Origin of the sequence: Photobacterium sanctipauli (assembly GCF_003026495.1) — a bacterium.
GTDB classification, from domain to species: domain Bacteria; phylum Pseudomonadota; class Gammaproteobacteria; order Enterobacterales; family Vibrionaceae; genus Photobacterium; species Photobacterium sanctipauli.
The window spans coordinates 114,643-130,219 of sequence record NZ_PYMA01000004.1 but is presented as its reverse complement, the minus strand read 5'-3'; the positions used below and the strand labels follow the sequence as shown (position 1 = coordinate 130,219).

The window sequence follows — 15,577 nt, the reverse complement described above, 5'->3', positions numbered from 1 at the left end:
TCGGTATTAAAGACAATATAAAGGAGCTGGTTATCAGCCCCTTTTCTTTATTAGCGTAGATGCTAGACCTATGAGGCTTCAGAATACCTCAACAGGTTATCTAACTCCCACCAGATAGCTTCGCATAGCCCTTTACGGTAGACCGATTCACGAAAAGCAGCATGCTCTTTTTGGTAGATGGCAAAATAGTTTTCAGATGTTTTTAAACTGGCCCGAACATTGGCTAGACGATCACAAGCCTTAACAATCAGTGCGATTCGCGCAGCCTCTTCGGCTGTATCAAGTGAAGATAGTCGTAGGTTAATTTCTTTTTTACGAAGTGCCCTGTCCTCAATATTACTGTCCGATATATATTTGACCGCATCAGCCACAATAAAGCCGAAATCAGCAAATATTTCTTCAATGCTAGTCGCAGTATCTTCTACTACATCATGAAGTTGCGCGACAATCATGGCGTCAGTACCAAACGGACTTGCTAGACGGGCAACCGCCTCTAGGTGGATAAAATAAGGTACATCACCGTACATTTGTCCTTTATGCTTAGCACGCGCTAATGTGCGAGCTTTCAGGTAACGGTTATTCATCCTGTCCCCCCATAAAAATGATGACCTCAGCGAAAGAAAAAGCGCAATGTCTCTTTCTAGGGATACTTTTGCAGTATTAATCAACGCGATTAAATACGATGATTTAGATTCTATTTCAGCATGAGGTAATTTACTAAGGGAAGGGTGTACAAATGAGATTTATTGCACGATTTGATGCAAAAACAGGCACCCGTGGGTGCCTGTTTTCATAGAAGCGCAGTGAAATATACTCAGATTACTCTGAATCAGGTTCAGATTCTGCTTCGTTCTTTTTCGCTTCTGCTTCGCGGATTTCATTGGCAACCATCATAATTGCCTGCCCACTGCTGATACCCTGAGCCATGAGTTCATGAATTTTTTCAGCGGCTGCTTGCTGCTGGGCATGGGTCAATGTCGGCGTATTATTAAACATATGTCATCCACTTAGAAAAAAGAGTGCGTATTTTAAGGATTTCCCTCTTCCTTGTCACTCATTGTTTTTCATGACAAGTTTCAATTATCCAGGCCTACCATCGACCCGAGCTTGCGTTAAAATCGGATAGTAAACAACACTAAAGATAGTAAAAGCCATTGCCCACAAGCAGGCCGAAATCACATAGGCGTTGATGGTTAATGCAGGTAACCACGCAATCATCACCGTTCTAACTAAGGTTGAAGCAATTAACGCAACAAACGCGACCACCATGACACGCTTAATTTGCAACGCACGCCCGGTATGGCCGAGCGAAACACGCGCTATCATGGCAATGATCATACAACCAACACCACCAACCGTCAGCATGTGTAGCGCGACACTGTAACTTACAGCTTGGTTAGTGTAATGCATCGCCAGCAACACCATCCCTACAATCATTGCCGCATACGCAAAATGAAGCGACCACAGCAATGGTACACGAAGCGTTGAGAAAGTACGCCATCGCGCAAAGCGAATAAAGTGCAGTACAGCCGTTGATAGTAGCAAAACAGGCAGTAAAGCTTGCGGTATGACAGTCGATGGCAACACCAACGAAGCCAATACAACCAGTAATAGCAACCAACTCGATGCCAAAGAGGCAAGCTCAATCCATTTCACACGCGTAATCTGCTCGGTTTGCGTCCCTCGCCATGTGAAAAATGGAATCACCCTGCCACCAACAACTAGAACAATGATTGAAATAACCATCACGGTAGCAAAAGAAACCGATCGGGTAGTCAGGTCCGTCATACCTAAAGCAATCAAATGGAACAGCGCATTTAACAAGGTCATTAACACAATCATCGGCGTGAAGAACAAGTTATTCCACTGCTGGCGAATAATGATCGGCTTAGCAAGAAAGTAAGCTGAAATTGGCATCCAGAGTAAGTCAACAACCATCCAAATCACACTAGGTGAACCAAGTAGCAGCCCTACCCGGGCCATCAGCCACAACATGAAAACGAAAGCTAGCGCCCAACCCCGTACACCCGGATTCCCCGTCCAGTTCTGAACCGCAGTTAGTAAGAAGCCGACAATAACAGCACCAGTGAAGCCAAAAAGCATTTCATGACTATGCCACCATATTGGATTGCCATACATGAAAGCGGCTACACTGCCATTACCAGCCCAAAACATTGCCCATAGCACCATCGCGACAACTGAAAAAAGACTTGCGCCTAAGAAAAATGGTCTAAATGCTAAACGAAATACAGGAACGATCTTTTGTTCCTTTTCACTATCAAGAATTTGCATCATGGTCGATTACCACCCTTTAAACATGCATATATAATACACCTTAAAAGATGCAAATAAAATATATCTTTTATTCAATTTATAGCGTTTAGGTTTCCGAAATAGTTGACACCCTATGGATATAAATACAGCAACAACAGGTAAGACAATGAAAAAGAGAGAGGTATGGCTAGCTAAGTCCCTTAGTCAGCTAAGCAAAGAGCCAACTAAGCTAAGGGAGCATACAACGAAACACCGAATAAATTTTAAAAGGGATCAATAGTCAGGAAAGTCGACAGGGCGTGTAATGGTTTGAATATCAAGGATTGAGATTTCACCTTGCCAGCGGCTTTCGACCAATCCGACACTTAACCAATACCGGCCGTCAGGCAAATCGAGTTTTGGCACCGTCGTTGGCAACTTACCATCGACATTTTCCGTCCACAACGGAGTCCATGACGTATCATTCAAGTCATATACGTTCATGGCTAATACTGGCGAAGGACATGCACGATTTGGCAAACCGTTACGTTCAATACGCCAATTTCGACTGTCAATCCACCCTATCCTTTGTTTCTTGCTTGGTGCGGTCATCAGCACCCACGTAGTGTAATCTTCCTCTCCATCGGCTTTGATGGTTAATTGATATAACCCTTCGTTACTGGCCTTCTCCAGCCGCTTAGTCTCGATTGAAAAGTAGCCACCGTTCAACCTTTTAGGCGTTGCTGAAATCACTGATTGCTCAGGCCAACGAATGAACTCTATCGAAGTGACTCTTGGTTCAGAAACCCCATTAATCAACAATTTAGGTAAGATCTGATTCTGGTTCTGCACCATTTCACGCTGAATGACTAAGCTCGATAGCCAAGGAGGAAGCGGCGCTTGATCGAGGCTATGACCGCAATCCTCTGTAATGGCCAACTCAAGCAAGCCATTCAGGTTGCTCGTCTGTATGTTAGTCGGGTTTTGTTGCCAAGCCTGCACCATAGAATCAAAACTTTGCGAAGTCTTCCCTTCAAGCAAGTTTTGATGAGCCGCGGTAAACAGATCCTGCTGGGTAAACCACTTAGCGGCAACACTCGGCGCCCATAGCGCCGAGTGAAGAAAAAACAAAGCTGTCGTTGTGACGGAGAGTTTAGACATTACTAGACAGACTTCATCCGGTAACCAACACCGCGTAGGGTTTCAATTTCAATACCAGGCAATTTCTGGCGAAGCTGAAGAATATGGGTGTCAACAGTTCGCGTTGTTGGGTAATGGTTATAGCCCCAAACCTGATCAAGCAGCTCATCACGAGTAAATACGCGACCAGCATTCTTGGCCAAAAAGACCAGTAACTCGAATTCTGTTCTGGTTAGCGTGACATTGTCACCATTTAACGTGACATCACGGCTATCTAAATCAATAGTAATATCACCAACTTTCACCACGTTTGCTGCAGGTACTTCAGGAGCACCATCACGAAGATGCAAACGAATACGCGCCAGCAGTTCTTCCTCGGCAAAAGGTTTGGTGAGGTAATCCTTAGCACCAGAATCAAGGCCGATAACCTTATCAGTTACAGACACCATTGCAGTTAACAAAATAACTGGCACATGCTTAATTTGAAGCCATTCTTTTAGGTAGTTCAGCGAGTCGCCTTCAGGCAGCTGGCGATCCAGCACAACCAGATCAGCATTTGCCCATAAGTCGGCCACATTCGTTGCACAGTCAGAATACAGGCAGTTGTAACCAGCTTCTTTCAAGCTCTCGAGTAAACCATCGGCAAGGTTGCGGTCATCTTCAACCAGAAGCAGAGTCTGATTCACACGGTATCTCCAATATAAATGTTGTCGGAGGGCCGATTAACTTCATTCGTCCCCCCATTCTTCGGATCATCGATTCAACGATTGTAAGGCCAAGCCCCAAGCCTTTTTCACTCACAAAGGGCTTTCTTAATCTTGCCCAGTCTTTTGTACCAAGCTGTCCGTTATCTGAAACGCTTACAATCAATTTTCCATCTTTGAACGATGATGTTAATTTCACTGGCTTAACGCCATATTTATGGGCATTAGATAACAAGTTATCTATACAGGTGCCCAACCAATATATGTTCACGTCAACAGGCCGGTCTTCGGCTAGCTCAAGCTCAACCTCATAAGGTTCAGTTAAGTATTCAACCCACTCATTAAATGAGTCAACATGTTGGACACTTAGTTCCTGTTGATTCGCTTGTAAATAATCTTTACTTGCCTCTGCAAGTTGCCTCAAACGCCTAGAGTCTTCCGTTAGTCGTCTAAATTCATCATATAGGCTTTCTGGCAATGCATCAAAGTGCCGCCTGAAACCTTCTACTGTCATGGCCAAGCTGGCAATGGGTGTGCGCAACTCGTGGGTTAAGATCTGCAATACCAGCATACGTTCTTGCATCGCCCGGCGGCGGATTCGCCAACGGTAAAATGCCCAGCCGAACAACAAACCAATATTAACCACCAAGAGGCCAACCAACAGGTATAGCGTCAAATGCGACTTGTCTTCTTCTTCCCAGCAAATGTTGCCGCTTTTCAGAACACAAAAGTTAGTCTGATTTAAACGCGTGAAGTTCACATCAAATTCTTTGAGAGCCAAAGACCATGTCGGCTGCCCATAGATAAGGTATTCATTGCCATTACGTATCCAAAGCTCGCCATTAGAAATAAACGCTTCTGCACCGAGGATAAACACTTGAATTTCTTCATGGCTCATCCGTTGCAAACGGCCCAGTATGGTATTGGTCGGCGCTAATTCCCGCTCCTGGATATGTTGATAACCTTCCAGTTTTTCAAGCATACCTGGATGCTGCTCTAGATACCGCAACGCATAGCTGCCGCCACCTGGGTGGATATACCCCGCCCTTGCAAACCAACCAATAGGTAATACCGAGTTATTACATAGCGCACGAGTAAAGACTAATGGCTGAGTTAACAACGGGCTTACCGGCCAAGGTCCTTTACAAGTAATCGCGTTCTTATATAGACGCTGAATTGACTTAAGTGGATAAACCGACGATTGCGGCAGCAATGAAGAAGGCACCAATAATGGCGTAGGAAACTGACTTTGCAGTTGCCTGAAATCATAAGTCGCCAAAGGCTCACTGGCTAGCAACTCTGAGCGAACAGCATTCAAACGTTCAGGCAAATTTTCAGCCTGAACTGTACCTGCTCCGGTGAGCAGCAGTGAGAACAATAGGACATACTTTTTCATACCAAAGAGTTTATCACCCAACACCTTTACATTGTCAGATTATTGTCATTCAAATGCTAAGTTTCTGAAAAATGACACTTAGCTGCTCTCAACACCAGCCATCCGACCTCTATCAACGTCACATTTTAAAATTTAATTAACACACAAGTAACAAATCACTTTACAGGTTAATAAAATTGTATACATTTAACACATGCCCTGATGAACAATGCAGAGAAAAACAACACTAAGTAACGGCAAATACTTTGGTAACAACAACTTGTTAGGCACTGCATTAAGCCATCAACATTTTATGTTCACCAATTGTATTCAGGGCTGACATTTTTTATGTAACACATTTTTTATTCAAAAGATCAGAAGGATAGATTCATGAGAATAATGGTGATTAACCCTAATACCACGACATCGTTCACCGATACGATTCAAAAATCGTGTGAAAGATACATCAGTGCTGGTACAGAGTTAATTGTGACCAACCCATCTAAGGGCGTTGCAAGTATTGAAGGGTCCAGTGACGGTATAAAAGCTGCTTATCACCTCGTCGAGCTAATTGAAGCCAATGAAGGTCAAGGGATCGATGGCTATGTTGTTGCCTGTTTTGACGACACCGGGCTACAGGCTGCACGCGAAGTCACATCGGCACCTGTGGTTGGCATCGGTGAAGCATCGCTACATATGGCTAGCCTGATCAGTGCACGATATTCAGTTGTCACCACCCTACAACGCTCAGTCAGTATTTTACAAGATAACGCGTCAACCTACGGGCTAGATAAACGCTGCCAAGGTATTCACGCCGTTAACCTACCGGTGCTTGCACTTGAAGACAAAGCCCTTGCCTTTGAAGCCATGCTCAAACGCAGCAAAGAGATCCTTGAGCAAGATAAATCGGAGTGCATCATTCTGGGCTGTGGCGGTATGTCTGGTATGTCTGAACCACTTAGCGAGGCGCTAGGTGTTCCGGTTATTGATGGAACCGCAGCCGGCATCAAGCTAATAGAAGCGCTAGTCGGGATGAAGCTACAGACGAGCAAAGCTTGTACATACGCGTACCCAAATAAAAAATAACGATTTCAAACGATTCAAAACCATTCCTTTTTTACAGGCAGTTAAGTAGCTAAGGGAAACACATGCAGAAACGGTAAGTAGGAAGCAGTATACCGTCATAAAAGGTAGGAGATTACCTAATGTCAGCACAACAAACGAGTATCGAGCCAATTGCTGATGGCAAAGATAGAATCTTAGGACCAAAAGCATATATCGCAATGTGGTGGGGAGACGCCGTGATGGTCGGCGCATTCATGCTTGGATCAAGCTTGATCCCGCCTTTCGGTGAGATGAACCTCTGGCAAGCAATTACAGTTTTGGTTATTGCCAATATCCTTGTGGCAATGATGCTTGCGATTAACGGACGTGCGGGATGGAAACACGGTATCCCGATGATCGTTCAATTACGCTCTTCATTTGGTCATATTGGCTCGCGCATACCGGGCTTCTTGCGTGGCTTCCCTGCTCTATTTTGGTACGGTATCCAAACCTGGCTAGGGGCACAAGCTATCAACAGTATTATGGTTCAGACCATTGGCTTCGATAATGTATGGCTCTGGTTCTTTGCTTTCCAGGCAGTCCAAATTTGGATTTCGGCCAAAGGTATGGAATCTATCAAGTGGGTTGAGATCGTAGGTGCGGTATTCATCATGCTTGGCTTGGTTTATCTACTGTTCTTATTCCTTGACCAATTCGGCCTACAAGTACGTGCTGTGGGTGAAATAGAAGGAACATGGGCATTACCGTTCTGGCTTGGTATAACGGCACTAACGGGGAACTTCTCAGCACTCTTCCTTAACGTGTCGGATTATACCCGCTTTATCCCTCGCAAAGGTGTGAGTGAGGCAACTTATGTTAACGCACACGTTATTGGTGTATTGCCACCAAGTATCTTGATGCCTTTCATCGGTATCATGGGTGCGGCAGCCGTTGGCATTTGGAACCCTGTCGACGTTATCAGCCAATACATTCCTATGCCAATCGTTAGTGTCTTTATCTTGTTCTTTATCGCTTTGGCACAGGTAACAACCAACTTGGTGGCGAATATCATTCCACCTGCAATCATTGCCATGGATATCTTCAAGATTTCTTGGGCTAGAGCGTGTGTGATCATTGGTGTACTAGCCGTATTCACCTGCCCGTGGTTAATCATGCAAGCTGATTTCTTCCTAACCTTCGTCGCAGGCATGTCCGCATTCTTGGGGCCACTATTGGGGATTATGCTGGTCGACTACTACATTATCCACAAAGGCCACTATAACGTTGATGCGCTATATGAAGGTGAGATGTTCGGTAAGTGGCGTAAGATCAACCCAGCCGCTGTCATTGCAGCAACCGTTGGTGCCGTACTTGCCCTATTCTTCATCGACCTATCATGGTTTGTAGGCACAATTACTGGTGCAACCCTTTACTACGCGCTAATGCGTTACTGGGTGGTTAACCACGACAGCTACACTGCTAATGCGTTTGCAGCAGGTAAACAACAAGAAACAGTGTCTGAAAGCTAATCAGATTTTCAGAACCCTACCTATGACAAAGGAGCTTAATTGCTCCTTTTTCTTTTATTAATCAACGACTAAATAACTGTTCAATAGTTTTCATTGGGAGGTACATTCTTGCTCGACCGTTATGCTGGCAAAGAAATTCAAATCCGTATTTTCGATAAAAGTTTTCTGCCTCGGGCGTCAAGCAGTCAACCACAACTGCATACGCTCTCATATGAGCATTTATTTCCCATAAATACTGCAGTGCTTTAATTAAACTCGTTTTTCCTAGCCCACACCCATGATACTCAGTATGAACGGCAAGTTGAGCTAAAAGAAAGACTGGAATAGGATACCTTGGCAACTTTTTTGACAAAGACTTAGGTAAAGTTTCGCGACAAATAGAGCTGGGAGCAATCGTATAAAAGGAACAAATTGGTCGCTTTTGATTGGGTAGAGGGGTCTTAGCGGGTAACACCATTGTGCGGCTAATACCCGCTTGCATATGTTTTGAAGCTTGAGTTTTAATAAATATGTTTAGCTCTTTCTCACCGCAGTCAAATGAGAGCCTGTCATGGATTTGCTTATCGAGCTCCACAAACTCTTTTAACCAACTCACTTAAAACCATGTTCCTTGGCATGATTAACCGCATCCAATAATGCCTGATTTGGCGCTTTTGCCTTATCGCAAGCATCAACAAACTGATCAAATAAGTTGTCTTCAACAGTAATACTCTCGTATTGAGAAATCACTTGTAATGAATCCTCATCCATAAGACGTACAACATACTCAGTTAAACTCTTTAAACCTAATAATGCCGAAGCTTTCTCTGCTCTGGCTTTAATATCTTCATCTAAACGTAGATCTAATCTTGTCGTTGCCATATTGCCCCCTTTTATGTACGGATAAGTTCCGTATATGCTCAGTATAATCCGCTTCCTATTACGATTCAAACGTACGGAAAGATTCCGTAGTTAAATAGAAAAAGCCCGCTACGAGAGCGGGCTTTAATAGGCTTAGCTTAAACACTACTTAATCTAGGTGCTCTAGAATATGTAAGCACGAGTCTTTCGCATCACCGAACAGCATTTGTGAGTTCTCTTTGAAGAACAATGGGTTTTGAACTCCTGCATAACCTGTGTTCATCGAACGCTTAAACACAATCACATGCTTTGCGTTCCACACTTCAAGTACTGGCATACCAGCAATTGGGCTATTCGGATCTTCCATTGCTGCAGGGTTGACGGTATCGTTCGCACCGATAACCAACACAACATCTGTTTCGTCGAAATCCTCGTTGATTTCATCCATCTCAAGCACGATGTCGTAAGGCACTTTCGCTTCGGCCAGCAGAACGTTCATGTGGCCAGGTAGACGACCCGCAACCGGGTGAATACCAAAGCGAACTTCAACGCCCTTCTTACGTAACTTGTCAGTGATTTCATGTACCGGATACTGAGCTTGTGCAACCGCCATACCGTATCCCGGAGTGATGATTACTGAACGTGCATCTTTCAGCATTTCGGCCACTTCTTCAGCCGACGCTTCTTGGTGCTCGCCATGGTCGACATCATCAGAAGGTGCAGCACCATCGCTACCAAATCCACCAGCAATAACGCTAATAAACGAGCGGTTCATTGCCTTACACATGATGTAAGACAGGATAGCACCTGACGAACCGACCAAAGCACCTGTTACAATCAGTAGATCGTTTGCCAACATGAAGCCCGCTGCAGCAGCTGCCCAACCCGAGTATGAGTTAAGCATCGAAACAACCACTGGCATATCCGCACCACCGATTGATGCAACCAGGTGATAACCAAATGCGAAAGCAATCAGCGTCACTAGGATAAGCGCGAACATCGAGCCTTCCGCTTTCACGAAAATCACCATAAGTAGGAACGAAACGACAATCGCAGCCAGGTTCAACTTGTGGCGATGAGGCAACATCAGTGCTTTTGATGAAATAGAACCACGTAGCTTACCAAACGCAACCACCGAACCAGTGAATGTCACGGCACCGATAAACACACCGAGGAAAACTTCAACCAAGTGGATGTTGAGAAGCGCACCCGTAAGATCACCGTGATCAATGTAAGTATTGAAACCAACCAATACCGCCGCCATACCCACAAAGCTGTGAAGAATAGCAACCAGTTCAGGCATTTCGGTCATTTCAACTTTTTTGGCGTAATGGATACCAATGGCACCACCGATGATCATCGCAAGGATGATCCAGCCAGTACCCGCCGCATCAGGACCAAAGATCGTCGCAATCAGGGCGATAGCCATACCGGCAATACCGTAATAGTTACCCGAACGAGCTGTTTCTTGCTTAGACAACCCCGCCAGCGACATGATAAATAGTACCGCAGCAACAATATATGCCGCTTGTACGATTCCTGCAGACATGTGTTACTCCTTATTTATCTTTACGGAACATTTCAAGCATGCGCTTGGTCACGGTGAAACCACCGAAAATGTTGATGCTGGCTATCAATACAGCAATGAACGACAAGAAAGTGACAACACCTATTCCTTGTCCAATCTGCAATAGCGCACCCACAATGATGATGCCCGAAATCGCATTGGTTACTGACATTAGCGGGGTGTGCAAGGCATGGGTTACATTCCATACCACGTAGTAACCCACTACACAGGCCAATACGAATACCGTAAAGTGAGAAAGGAACTCAGCAGGGGCATAGTTGGCAATCCAACCAAAGGCAGCAATACCTGCAGCCATCAAGCCGTATTTCTTCATTGGTGACGTTAGCTTTTCAACTTTTTCAACGGGTACCTCTACAGGTTTTGCTTCCTGTTGAGGTGCCGCCGATACTTTGATCGGTGGCGCTGGCCAAGTAACCTCACCTTCTTTAATCACGGTCAAGCCACGTAGCACTTCGTCTTCGAAGTCGATATCGATATTACCGTCTTTTTCTTTGCACAATAGCTTGGTCAGGTTAACCAAGTTGGTGCCGTAAAGCTGAGACGATTGGGTTGGAAGGCGACTAACCATATCGGTGTAACCAATGATCTTCACGCCATTTTCCGTAGTGATAACCTTATCTGCTTCTGTATAAGCACAGTTACCACCATTCGCCGCTGCAAGGTCAACAATGACACTGCCCGCTTTCATTGAATCAACCATTTCCTTGGTGATCAATTTCGGCGCAGGGCGACCAGGGATCAAAGCCGTAGTAATGATAATGTCGACGTCTTTGGCTTGCTCGGCATATAAACGCTCGGCAGCCTTGTTAAATTCATCAGACATTTCCTTGGCGTAACCATCGCCCGTCGAAGTATCTTCTTTGAAATCTACTTCAAGGAACTCGGCCCCCATAGATTCAACCTGCTCTTTTACTTCAGGTCGAACATCAAATGCACGAACAATGGCGCCTAAGCTACCCGCAGCACCGATAGCAGCCAAACCGGCAACTCCGGCGCCAGCAACCAAGACCTTGGCTGGTGGCACTTTACCCGCAGCGGTAATCTGGCCGGTAAAGAAACGACCAAACTCATGGGCAGATTCAACAACGGCACGATAGCCTGCAATATTTGCCATGGAACTCAATGCATCCAGCGCCTGAGCACGGGAGATACGAGGAACAGAGTCCATCGCCATGACATTTATATTTTTACCAGACAGCTTTTTAAGCAGCTCTTCGTTTTGTGCAGGCCAAATAAAGCTGACAAGACTTGCCCCTTCTTTGATCAGGTCAAACTCATCAACCCCAGTCTGCTCATTTATTTGAGGTGCATTAACTTTAAAGATGAGATCAGAAGTCCAAACGTCTTCTGTTGATACTACTGTGGCTCCTGCCGCTTCATAAGCTGCATCATCAAAGCTAGCGTGAATACCAGCATTTGTTTCAACAGCAACGCTGAACCCCATTTTTAACAACTGCTCTACCGTTTTCGGTGTTGCAGCCACTCGCGTTTCATTAACGAGTATTTCCTTAGGCACACCAATTTGCATTATTATTCCCTAAACTTTGGCAAATAAGTAACAATTTTGTATCCAACCTATCGCTTAATATCAAGCCTTTTGTAGGAAAAATACAAAAATAGTTATTCATTACAATGTTATTTATGGCAAATGTTACTCTTCATCAGAAAGAAAATAACATTTATAACGCTGGACAGAGGTCAAACCTCGAATATCGAAAAATCAAATCAGAGCAATATCTGCATAATTATCCGCATTCTGGTTAAAAACCAAATTAAAAGTCCAAAACAACGCATCTGAACAAACAGATAATTGTTTAAAACATCAAGGAAAGGTGTTCACTAAGAACCGCAGAGGGGAACTGGTAAATCATCATTCCTTGATAATTGGTACACATCACTATTTTCCAGATAGCTTTTCCTTACCAATGAATTTACCCGCCTACCAGTGGTAAGGCTAATAGGCAGGCTGTGACCAACATTAACGGAACATGTTCTCGCCTGTTTGATCAATGAACATCTTGGCTTTATTTACCATGAACGATTCAGCATCTTGCTTGGTCGCCAACAGATCAGAACGAATGAATGTATGAGTTTTCACTTCCTCGCCATACTGCTTGCAAATGCGCCCTGCAATCCGAAACTGCCCTCCTTCTGCAATCGGCTCAGGATAGATCAGATACCCTTCATACTCGATTGGCTCAACGTCAGGCGCTTTTGGTTCAGATTTGTCCAGTCCAAATAGTTTTGAAAAAAAGCCCACGTAAATTATCTCCAATATTCGTTTTGATACAGTGACATCATGCCATATTCTTGAAAAAAAACATGAAAGTCAGATGAATATTTGCAAAAAATTAGATGTTTCGTTGCTTTTTCCACTCTCAATAGCGAAGTGTAAAACATCTTGTCTGCTATTTTGTTTTCACTATCGATACTCAAGAACAAGTAATTTTTATCGAGTCATTTATCAATAAAGCGTGGATTAGCTGACATTATCCTAATACTCCGTCAGCCATGTTTGTCTAGCCATAAAAAACGCCAGCCTAGGCTGACGTCTTTAATTCTGTGTTTGACCGAATAGGACTATCGGTACAAGCCAATATCTTTTTGAATGTGTGCAGGTAAATCGGAAACGTTGTACTGCTTTGGCGCTTTTGAGCCGCCGAAAAAGATATCTAATGCGTGTGCAATCAATCCTTTGATGTTAACCGCATAGGCTTTTTTGTCCATTTTGTCCATTGCGGTTTCAGTTGCGATGGTGTCAAAATTCATTGCCTGTGCCATGATTGCCTCTTTTTGTTGTATTTTCGAACTACAACAATTCTATCTGGTTGTTTTAGCACCATAAAATGACATTAATTCCATAGCAAAATTAGTTTTTCTAATGCGTTAACAACGAGTTAAAACTTTAAATGCTCTATTGGGAAAACATTCATTAACCTCACATCATGACGCATAAACATGCCACCAAGCTGCATATAGCTTAATAACCTTGCATTCAACCAGCCTTTAGGGTAACAATACGTTAACAAGTTAATTATAATGATATTAGTATGCTCTCTTACCTTGCAAGGCACTCTTCAGTTTTTTTAATGCTAGCTGCGATTGTTGGCTTTATCTTCCCTAGCCTATCTACGGCGATTTTCCCGTATCTTCCATATATACTCTTTTTCCTCATGCTGCTAACCCTGCTAGGCATGAATCAAAACGCGTTAATTAAAGCCATCTTTAAGCCTGGCATCTGGCGCTATGCCCTTATCCACTCCGTATTACTTACGGTGATTAGCTGCGCGATAGCAAAAATGATTGGCGGCTCAAGTGCCTTTATACTTGGTGTTGCCGGTGTTGCTGCAACAGGTTCGTTATTTGCGACTCCCGCCATTGCCCGTTCAATTGGCTTAGATGCACTTGAGGCCATGGCGATGACGATAGCTTCGACCTTAGCGATGCCTGTTGTTTTGTTCTTCAACCTATTAATCTTCCAAGACGATGGTTTCCAGCTCGATATGGTGAGCTATATTCAACGCCTGCTGATTTTCATTGCAGGCCCAATGCTATTCTCAGCCATCGTCTACCGCTATGTCCCTAACCCACTTTTACTTCGTGTACACGGCAAGATCTCACAGTTCACCATCATTTTGGTATTTGCCTTTCCGTTTGGTTTGGTGGGCACGTTTAGGAATGTCTTTGACATATCGCTAAGTAGTGGCCTGTTTTACAGTGCAGTTGGCCTAGGTTTAACTGTGCTATTTTTTGCGGTTGGGTACTTCTTATGTCGTAGACCCAATGATATTGATAGCGCGCTGCTTGCGGCTACTGCCGCGGCTAACCGTAATGTCTTGCTTACCTATACTGTCGCTGGCAGCTTTCTTGGGCCTGAGTTTGTCATCCTTATGGGGGCCATCCAGATCCCAACGGCGTCACTACCGCTTTTTGTACGTTGGCTAAAACCTCAATTGCTAAAGCGCGCTCAGCAAAACGAGCCAGTATCCAACCTTTAGGTCTGTTAACTATAGTTCTACAAAGTCTAGCAATGTCTACAAATCACTCAATAAAGTATCCAGGTCAAAGTTATTGATTAAAAATAACCGTTTACCTTGCACTGGTTGGGGGATTTTTTTATATTGCTTGTGAATTCTCAGGGCGGGGTGTAATTCCCCACCGGCGGTAGTCTCAACAGAGAAAGCCCGCGAGCGCTTAGCAATTATTTTAATTGATAAGGTCAGCAGATCTGGTCCAGTACTAAGAGGTATGATTCCAGAGCCGACGGTTATAGTCCGGATGAAAGAGGATCTCATCAGTAATACGCTATGAATGTGTTACGTTCTTGTGTGCGTGTCGGTTTTGATACGTACTGAACGTGTATTCTGCTGACTTTCCATGCCCTGATTCTGGTAAATGTATTTAATTGGAGTTTTTATTACCATGAATCAGTCTCTACTTACCCCTTATGGCACCCCTTTTGAGCGTGTTGAAGCCGGCCTTGAAGCTATTCGCCAAGGTCATGGTGTGCTTGTTGTCGACGACGAAGATCGTGAGAACGAAGGCGATATCATTTTTGCCGCTGAAACGCTAACTGCCGAACAAATGGCACTGATGATCCGCGAGTGTTCAGGTATTGTTTGCCTATGCCTAACTGACGAGCGTGTTGAGCAACTAGCACTACCTATGATGGTAGAAAACAACACCAGCGCCAACCAGACTGGCTTTACTGTTACTATTGAAGCCGCAAAAGGCGTAACAACAGGTGTATCAGCTGCCGATCGTGTAACAACAATCAAAACAGCCATTGCTGACGGTGCTAAGCCTTCTGATCTAAGCCGTCCTGGTCACGTCTTCCCACTGAAAGCCAACCCTCAAGGTGTATTGGCTCGCCGTGGTCATACTGAAGCGACTATCGATTTAATGCGCCTATCTGGCCTTAAGCCTTACGGTGTTTTATGTGAACTGACTAACCCAGACGGTACCATGGCACGCCTTCCGGAAGTGATTGATTTCGGTAAAGTACACAATATGCCAGTACTTACCATTGAAGATCTTGCTGCTTACCGCCTTGCGAAAGAAGCAAAGAATGAGTCAGAAGAAGTAGCTGCTTAATCACTTGCTG

At 44.3% G+C, this 15,577-nt stretch carries 16 protein-coding genes and 1 riboswitch; of the genes, 4 read left to right on the top strand and 12 right to left on the bottom strand.

The window, feature by feature from the left end:
• Positions 1-68: 68 nt before the first annotated feature.
• From C9I98_RS09130 to vxrA, 6 genes are all read right to left on the bottom strand, one after another.
• Entirely contained in the window at positions 69-584 is a 516-nt protein-coding gene (locus C9I98_RS09130) for an HD domain-containing protein (protein WP_107271882.1), read from the bottom strand.
• Between the two features lie 235 nt (positions 585-819).
• The gene (locus C9I98_RS09125) at positions 820-996 is read right to left on the bottom strand and encodes a YoaH family protein (protein WP_081878987.1); all 177 of its coding nucleotides are present in this window, start codon (positions 994-996) and stop codon (positions 820-822) included.
• A gap of 84 nt (positions 997-1,080) precedes the next feature.
• Positions 1,081-2,295 carry an NnrS family protein gene (locus tag C9I98_RS09120; RefSeq protein WP_173424691.1) on the bottom strand — a complete coding sequence of 405 codons (1,215 nt, stop codon included), beginning with the start codon at positions 2,293-2,295 and terminating at the stop codon, positions 1,081-1,083.
• Positions 2,296-2,547: 252 nt separating this feature from the next.
• Positions 2,548-3,414 carry a DUF2861 family protein gene (locus C9I98_RS09115; RefSeq protein WP_051901930.1) on the bottom strand — a complete coding sequence of 289 codons (867 nt, stop codon included), beginning with the start codon at positions 3,412-3,414 and terminating at the stop codon, positions 2,548-2,550.
• Between the two features lie 2 nt (positions 3,415-3,416).
• Positions 3,417-4,079: a response regulator transcription factor gene (locus C9I98_RS09110; protein WP_036817920.1), complete on the bottom strand. Its 663-nt coding sequence runs from the start codon at positions 4,077-4,079 to the stop codon at positions 3,417-3,419.
• A complete protein-coding gene (vxrA, locus tag C9I98_RS09105; RefSeq protein WP_036817922.1) occupies positions 4,054-5,493 on the bottom strand; it encodes a sensor histidine kinase VxrA in 1,440 nt (479 codons plus the stop codon). Before vxrA ends, C9I98_RS09110 begins: the two co-directional genes overlap by 26 nt.
• Positions 5,494-5,862: 369 nt before the next feature.
• Between vxrA and C9I98_RS09100 the strand changes: the two genes are divergently transcribed.
• Complete coding sequence (locus tag C9I98_RS09100; protein ID WP_036817925.1) at positions 5,863-6,558, top strand: aspartate/glutamate racemase family protein; 696 nt, start codon at positions 5,863-5,865, stop codon at positions 6,556-6,558.
• 119 nt (positions 6,559-6,677) lie between these two features.
• Positions 6,678-8,045 (top strand): NCS1 family transporter, encoded by a 1,368-nt coding sequence (locus tag C9I98_RS09095; protein WP_107271881.1) that lies wholly within the window; start codon positions 6,678-6,680, stop codon positions 8,043-8,045.
• Between the two features lie 61 nt (positions 8,046-8,106).
• On the opposite strand, the gene C9I98_RS09090 is transcribed toward C9I98_RS09095, so the two are convergent.
• The 6 genes from C9I98_RS09090 to C9I98_RS09065 form a co-directional block, all read right to left on the bottom strand.
• Complete coding sequence (locus C9I98_RS09090; RefSeq protein WP_036826706.1) at positions 8,107-8,640, bottom strand: GNAT family N-acetyltransferase; 534 nt, start codon at positions 8,638-8,640, stop codon at positions 8,107-8,109.
• On the bottom strand, positions 8,637-8,906 hold the full coding sequence (locus tag C9I98_RS09085; protein WP_036826709.1) for a type II toxin-antitoxin system TacA family antitoxin: 270 nt from the start codon (positions 8,904-8,906) through the stop codon (positions 8,637-8,639). Before C9I98_RS09085 ends, C9I98_RS09090 begins: the two co-directional genes overlap by 4 nt.
• A gap of 148 nt (positions 8,907-9,054) precedes the next feature.
• Positions 9,055-10,434 (bottom strand): Re/Si-specific NAD(P)(+) transhydrogenase subunit beta, encoded by a 1,380-nt coding sequence (gene pntB / locus C9I98_RS09080; protein WP_036826713.1) that lies wholly within the window; start codon positions 10,432-10,434, stop codon positions 9,055-9,057.
• Between the two features lie 10 nt (positions 10,435-10,444).
• A complete protein-coding gene (gene pntA / locus C9I98_RS09075) occupies positions 10,445-12,001 on the bottom strand; it encodes a Re/Si-specific NAD(P)(+) transhydrogenase subunit alpha (RefSeq protein WP_107271880.1) in 1,557 nt (518 codons plus the stop codon).
• Positions 12,002-12,451: 450 nt separating this feature from the next.
• Positions 12,452-12,733, bottom strand: a complete 282-nt coding sequence (locus C9I98_RS09070; protein WP_036828652.1) for an HlyU family transcriptional regulator — start codon at positions 12,731-12,733, stop codon at positions 12,452-12,454.
• Between the two features lie 320 nt (positions 12,734-13,053).
• Entirely contained in the window at positions 13,054-13,254 is a 201-nt protein-coding gene (locus C9I98_RS09065; RefSeq protein ID WP_036828428.1) for a hypothetical protein, read from the bottom strand.
• 308 nt (positions 13,255-13,562) lie between these two features.
• Between C9I98_RS09065 and C9I98_RS09060 the strand changes: the two genes are divergently transcribed.
• Positions 13,563-14,471, top strand: coding sequence for a hypothetical protein (locus C9I98_RS09060; protein ID WP_245907121.1), 909 nt, complete (start codon positions 13,563-13,565; stop codon positions 14,469-14,471).
• A 129-nt stretch (positions 14,472-14,600) separates the two neighbouring features.
• A riboswitch (FMN riboswitch) is annotated at positions 14,601-14,767 on the top strand.
• A gap of 128 nt (positions 14,768-14,895) precedes the next feature.
• Positions 14,896-15,567: a 3,4-dihydroxy-2-butanone-4-phosphate synthase gene (gene ribB, locus C9I98_RS09055; protein ID WP_036832484.1), complete on the top strand. Its 672-nt coding sequence runs from the start codon at positions 14,896-14,898 to the stop codon at positions 15,565-15,567.
• Positions 15,568-15,577 lie beyond the last annotated feature (10 nt).

Coding starts and splice junctions, on each gene's coding strand:
- C9I98_RS09130 (WP_107271882.1), bottom strand. CDS start 584: ATGAATAACCGTTACCTGAAAGCTCGCACATTAGCGCGTGCTAAGCAT.
- C9I98_RS09125 (WP_081878987.1), bottom strand. CDS start 996: ATGTTTAATAATACGCCGACATTGACCCATGCCCAGCAGCAAGCAGCC.
- C9I98_RS09120 (WP_173424691.1), bottom strand. CDS start 2,295: ATGATGCAAATTCTTGATAGTGAAAAGGAACAAAAGATCGTTCCTGTA.
- C9I98_RS09115 (WP_051901930.1), bottom strand. CDS start 3,414: ATGTCTAAACTCTCCGTCACAACGACAGCTTTGTTTTTTCTTCACTCG.
- vxrA (WP_036817922.1), bottom strand. CDS start 5,493: ATGAAAAAGTATGTCCTATTGTTCTCACTGCTGCTCACCGGAGCAGGT.
- C9I98_RS09100 (WP_036817925.1), top strand. CDS start 5,863: ATGAGAATAATGGTGATTAACCCTAATACCACGACATCGTTCACCGAT.
- C9I98_RS09095 (WP_107271881.1), top strand. CDS start 6,678: ATGTCAGCACAACAAACGAGTATCGAGCCAATTGCTGATGGCAAAGAT.
- C9I98_RS09085 (WP_036826709.1), bottom strand. CDS start 8,906: ATGGCAACGACAAGATTAGATCTACGTTTAGATGAAGATATTAAAGCC.
- pntB (WP_036826713.1), bottom strand. CDS start 10,434: ATGTCTGCAGGAATCGTACAAGCGGCATATATTGTTGCTGCGGTACTA.
- pntA (WP_107271880.1), bottom strand. CDS start 12,001: ATGCAAATTGGTGTGCCTAAGGAAATACTCGTTAATGAAACGCGAGTG.
- C9I98_RS09065 (WP_036828428.1), bottom strand. CDS start 13,254: ATGGCACAGGCAATGAATTTTGACACCATCGCAACTGAAACCGCAATG.
- C9I98_RS09060 (WP_245907121.1), top strand. CDS start 13,563: ATGCTAGCTGCGATTGTTGGCTTTATCTTCCCTAGCCTATCTACGGCG.
- ribB (WP_036832484.1), top strand. CDS start 14,896: ATGAATCAGTCTCTACTTACCCCTTATGGCACCCCTTTTGAGCGTGTT.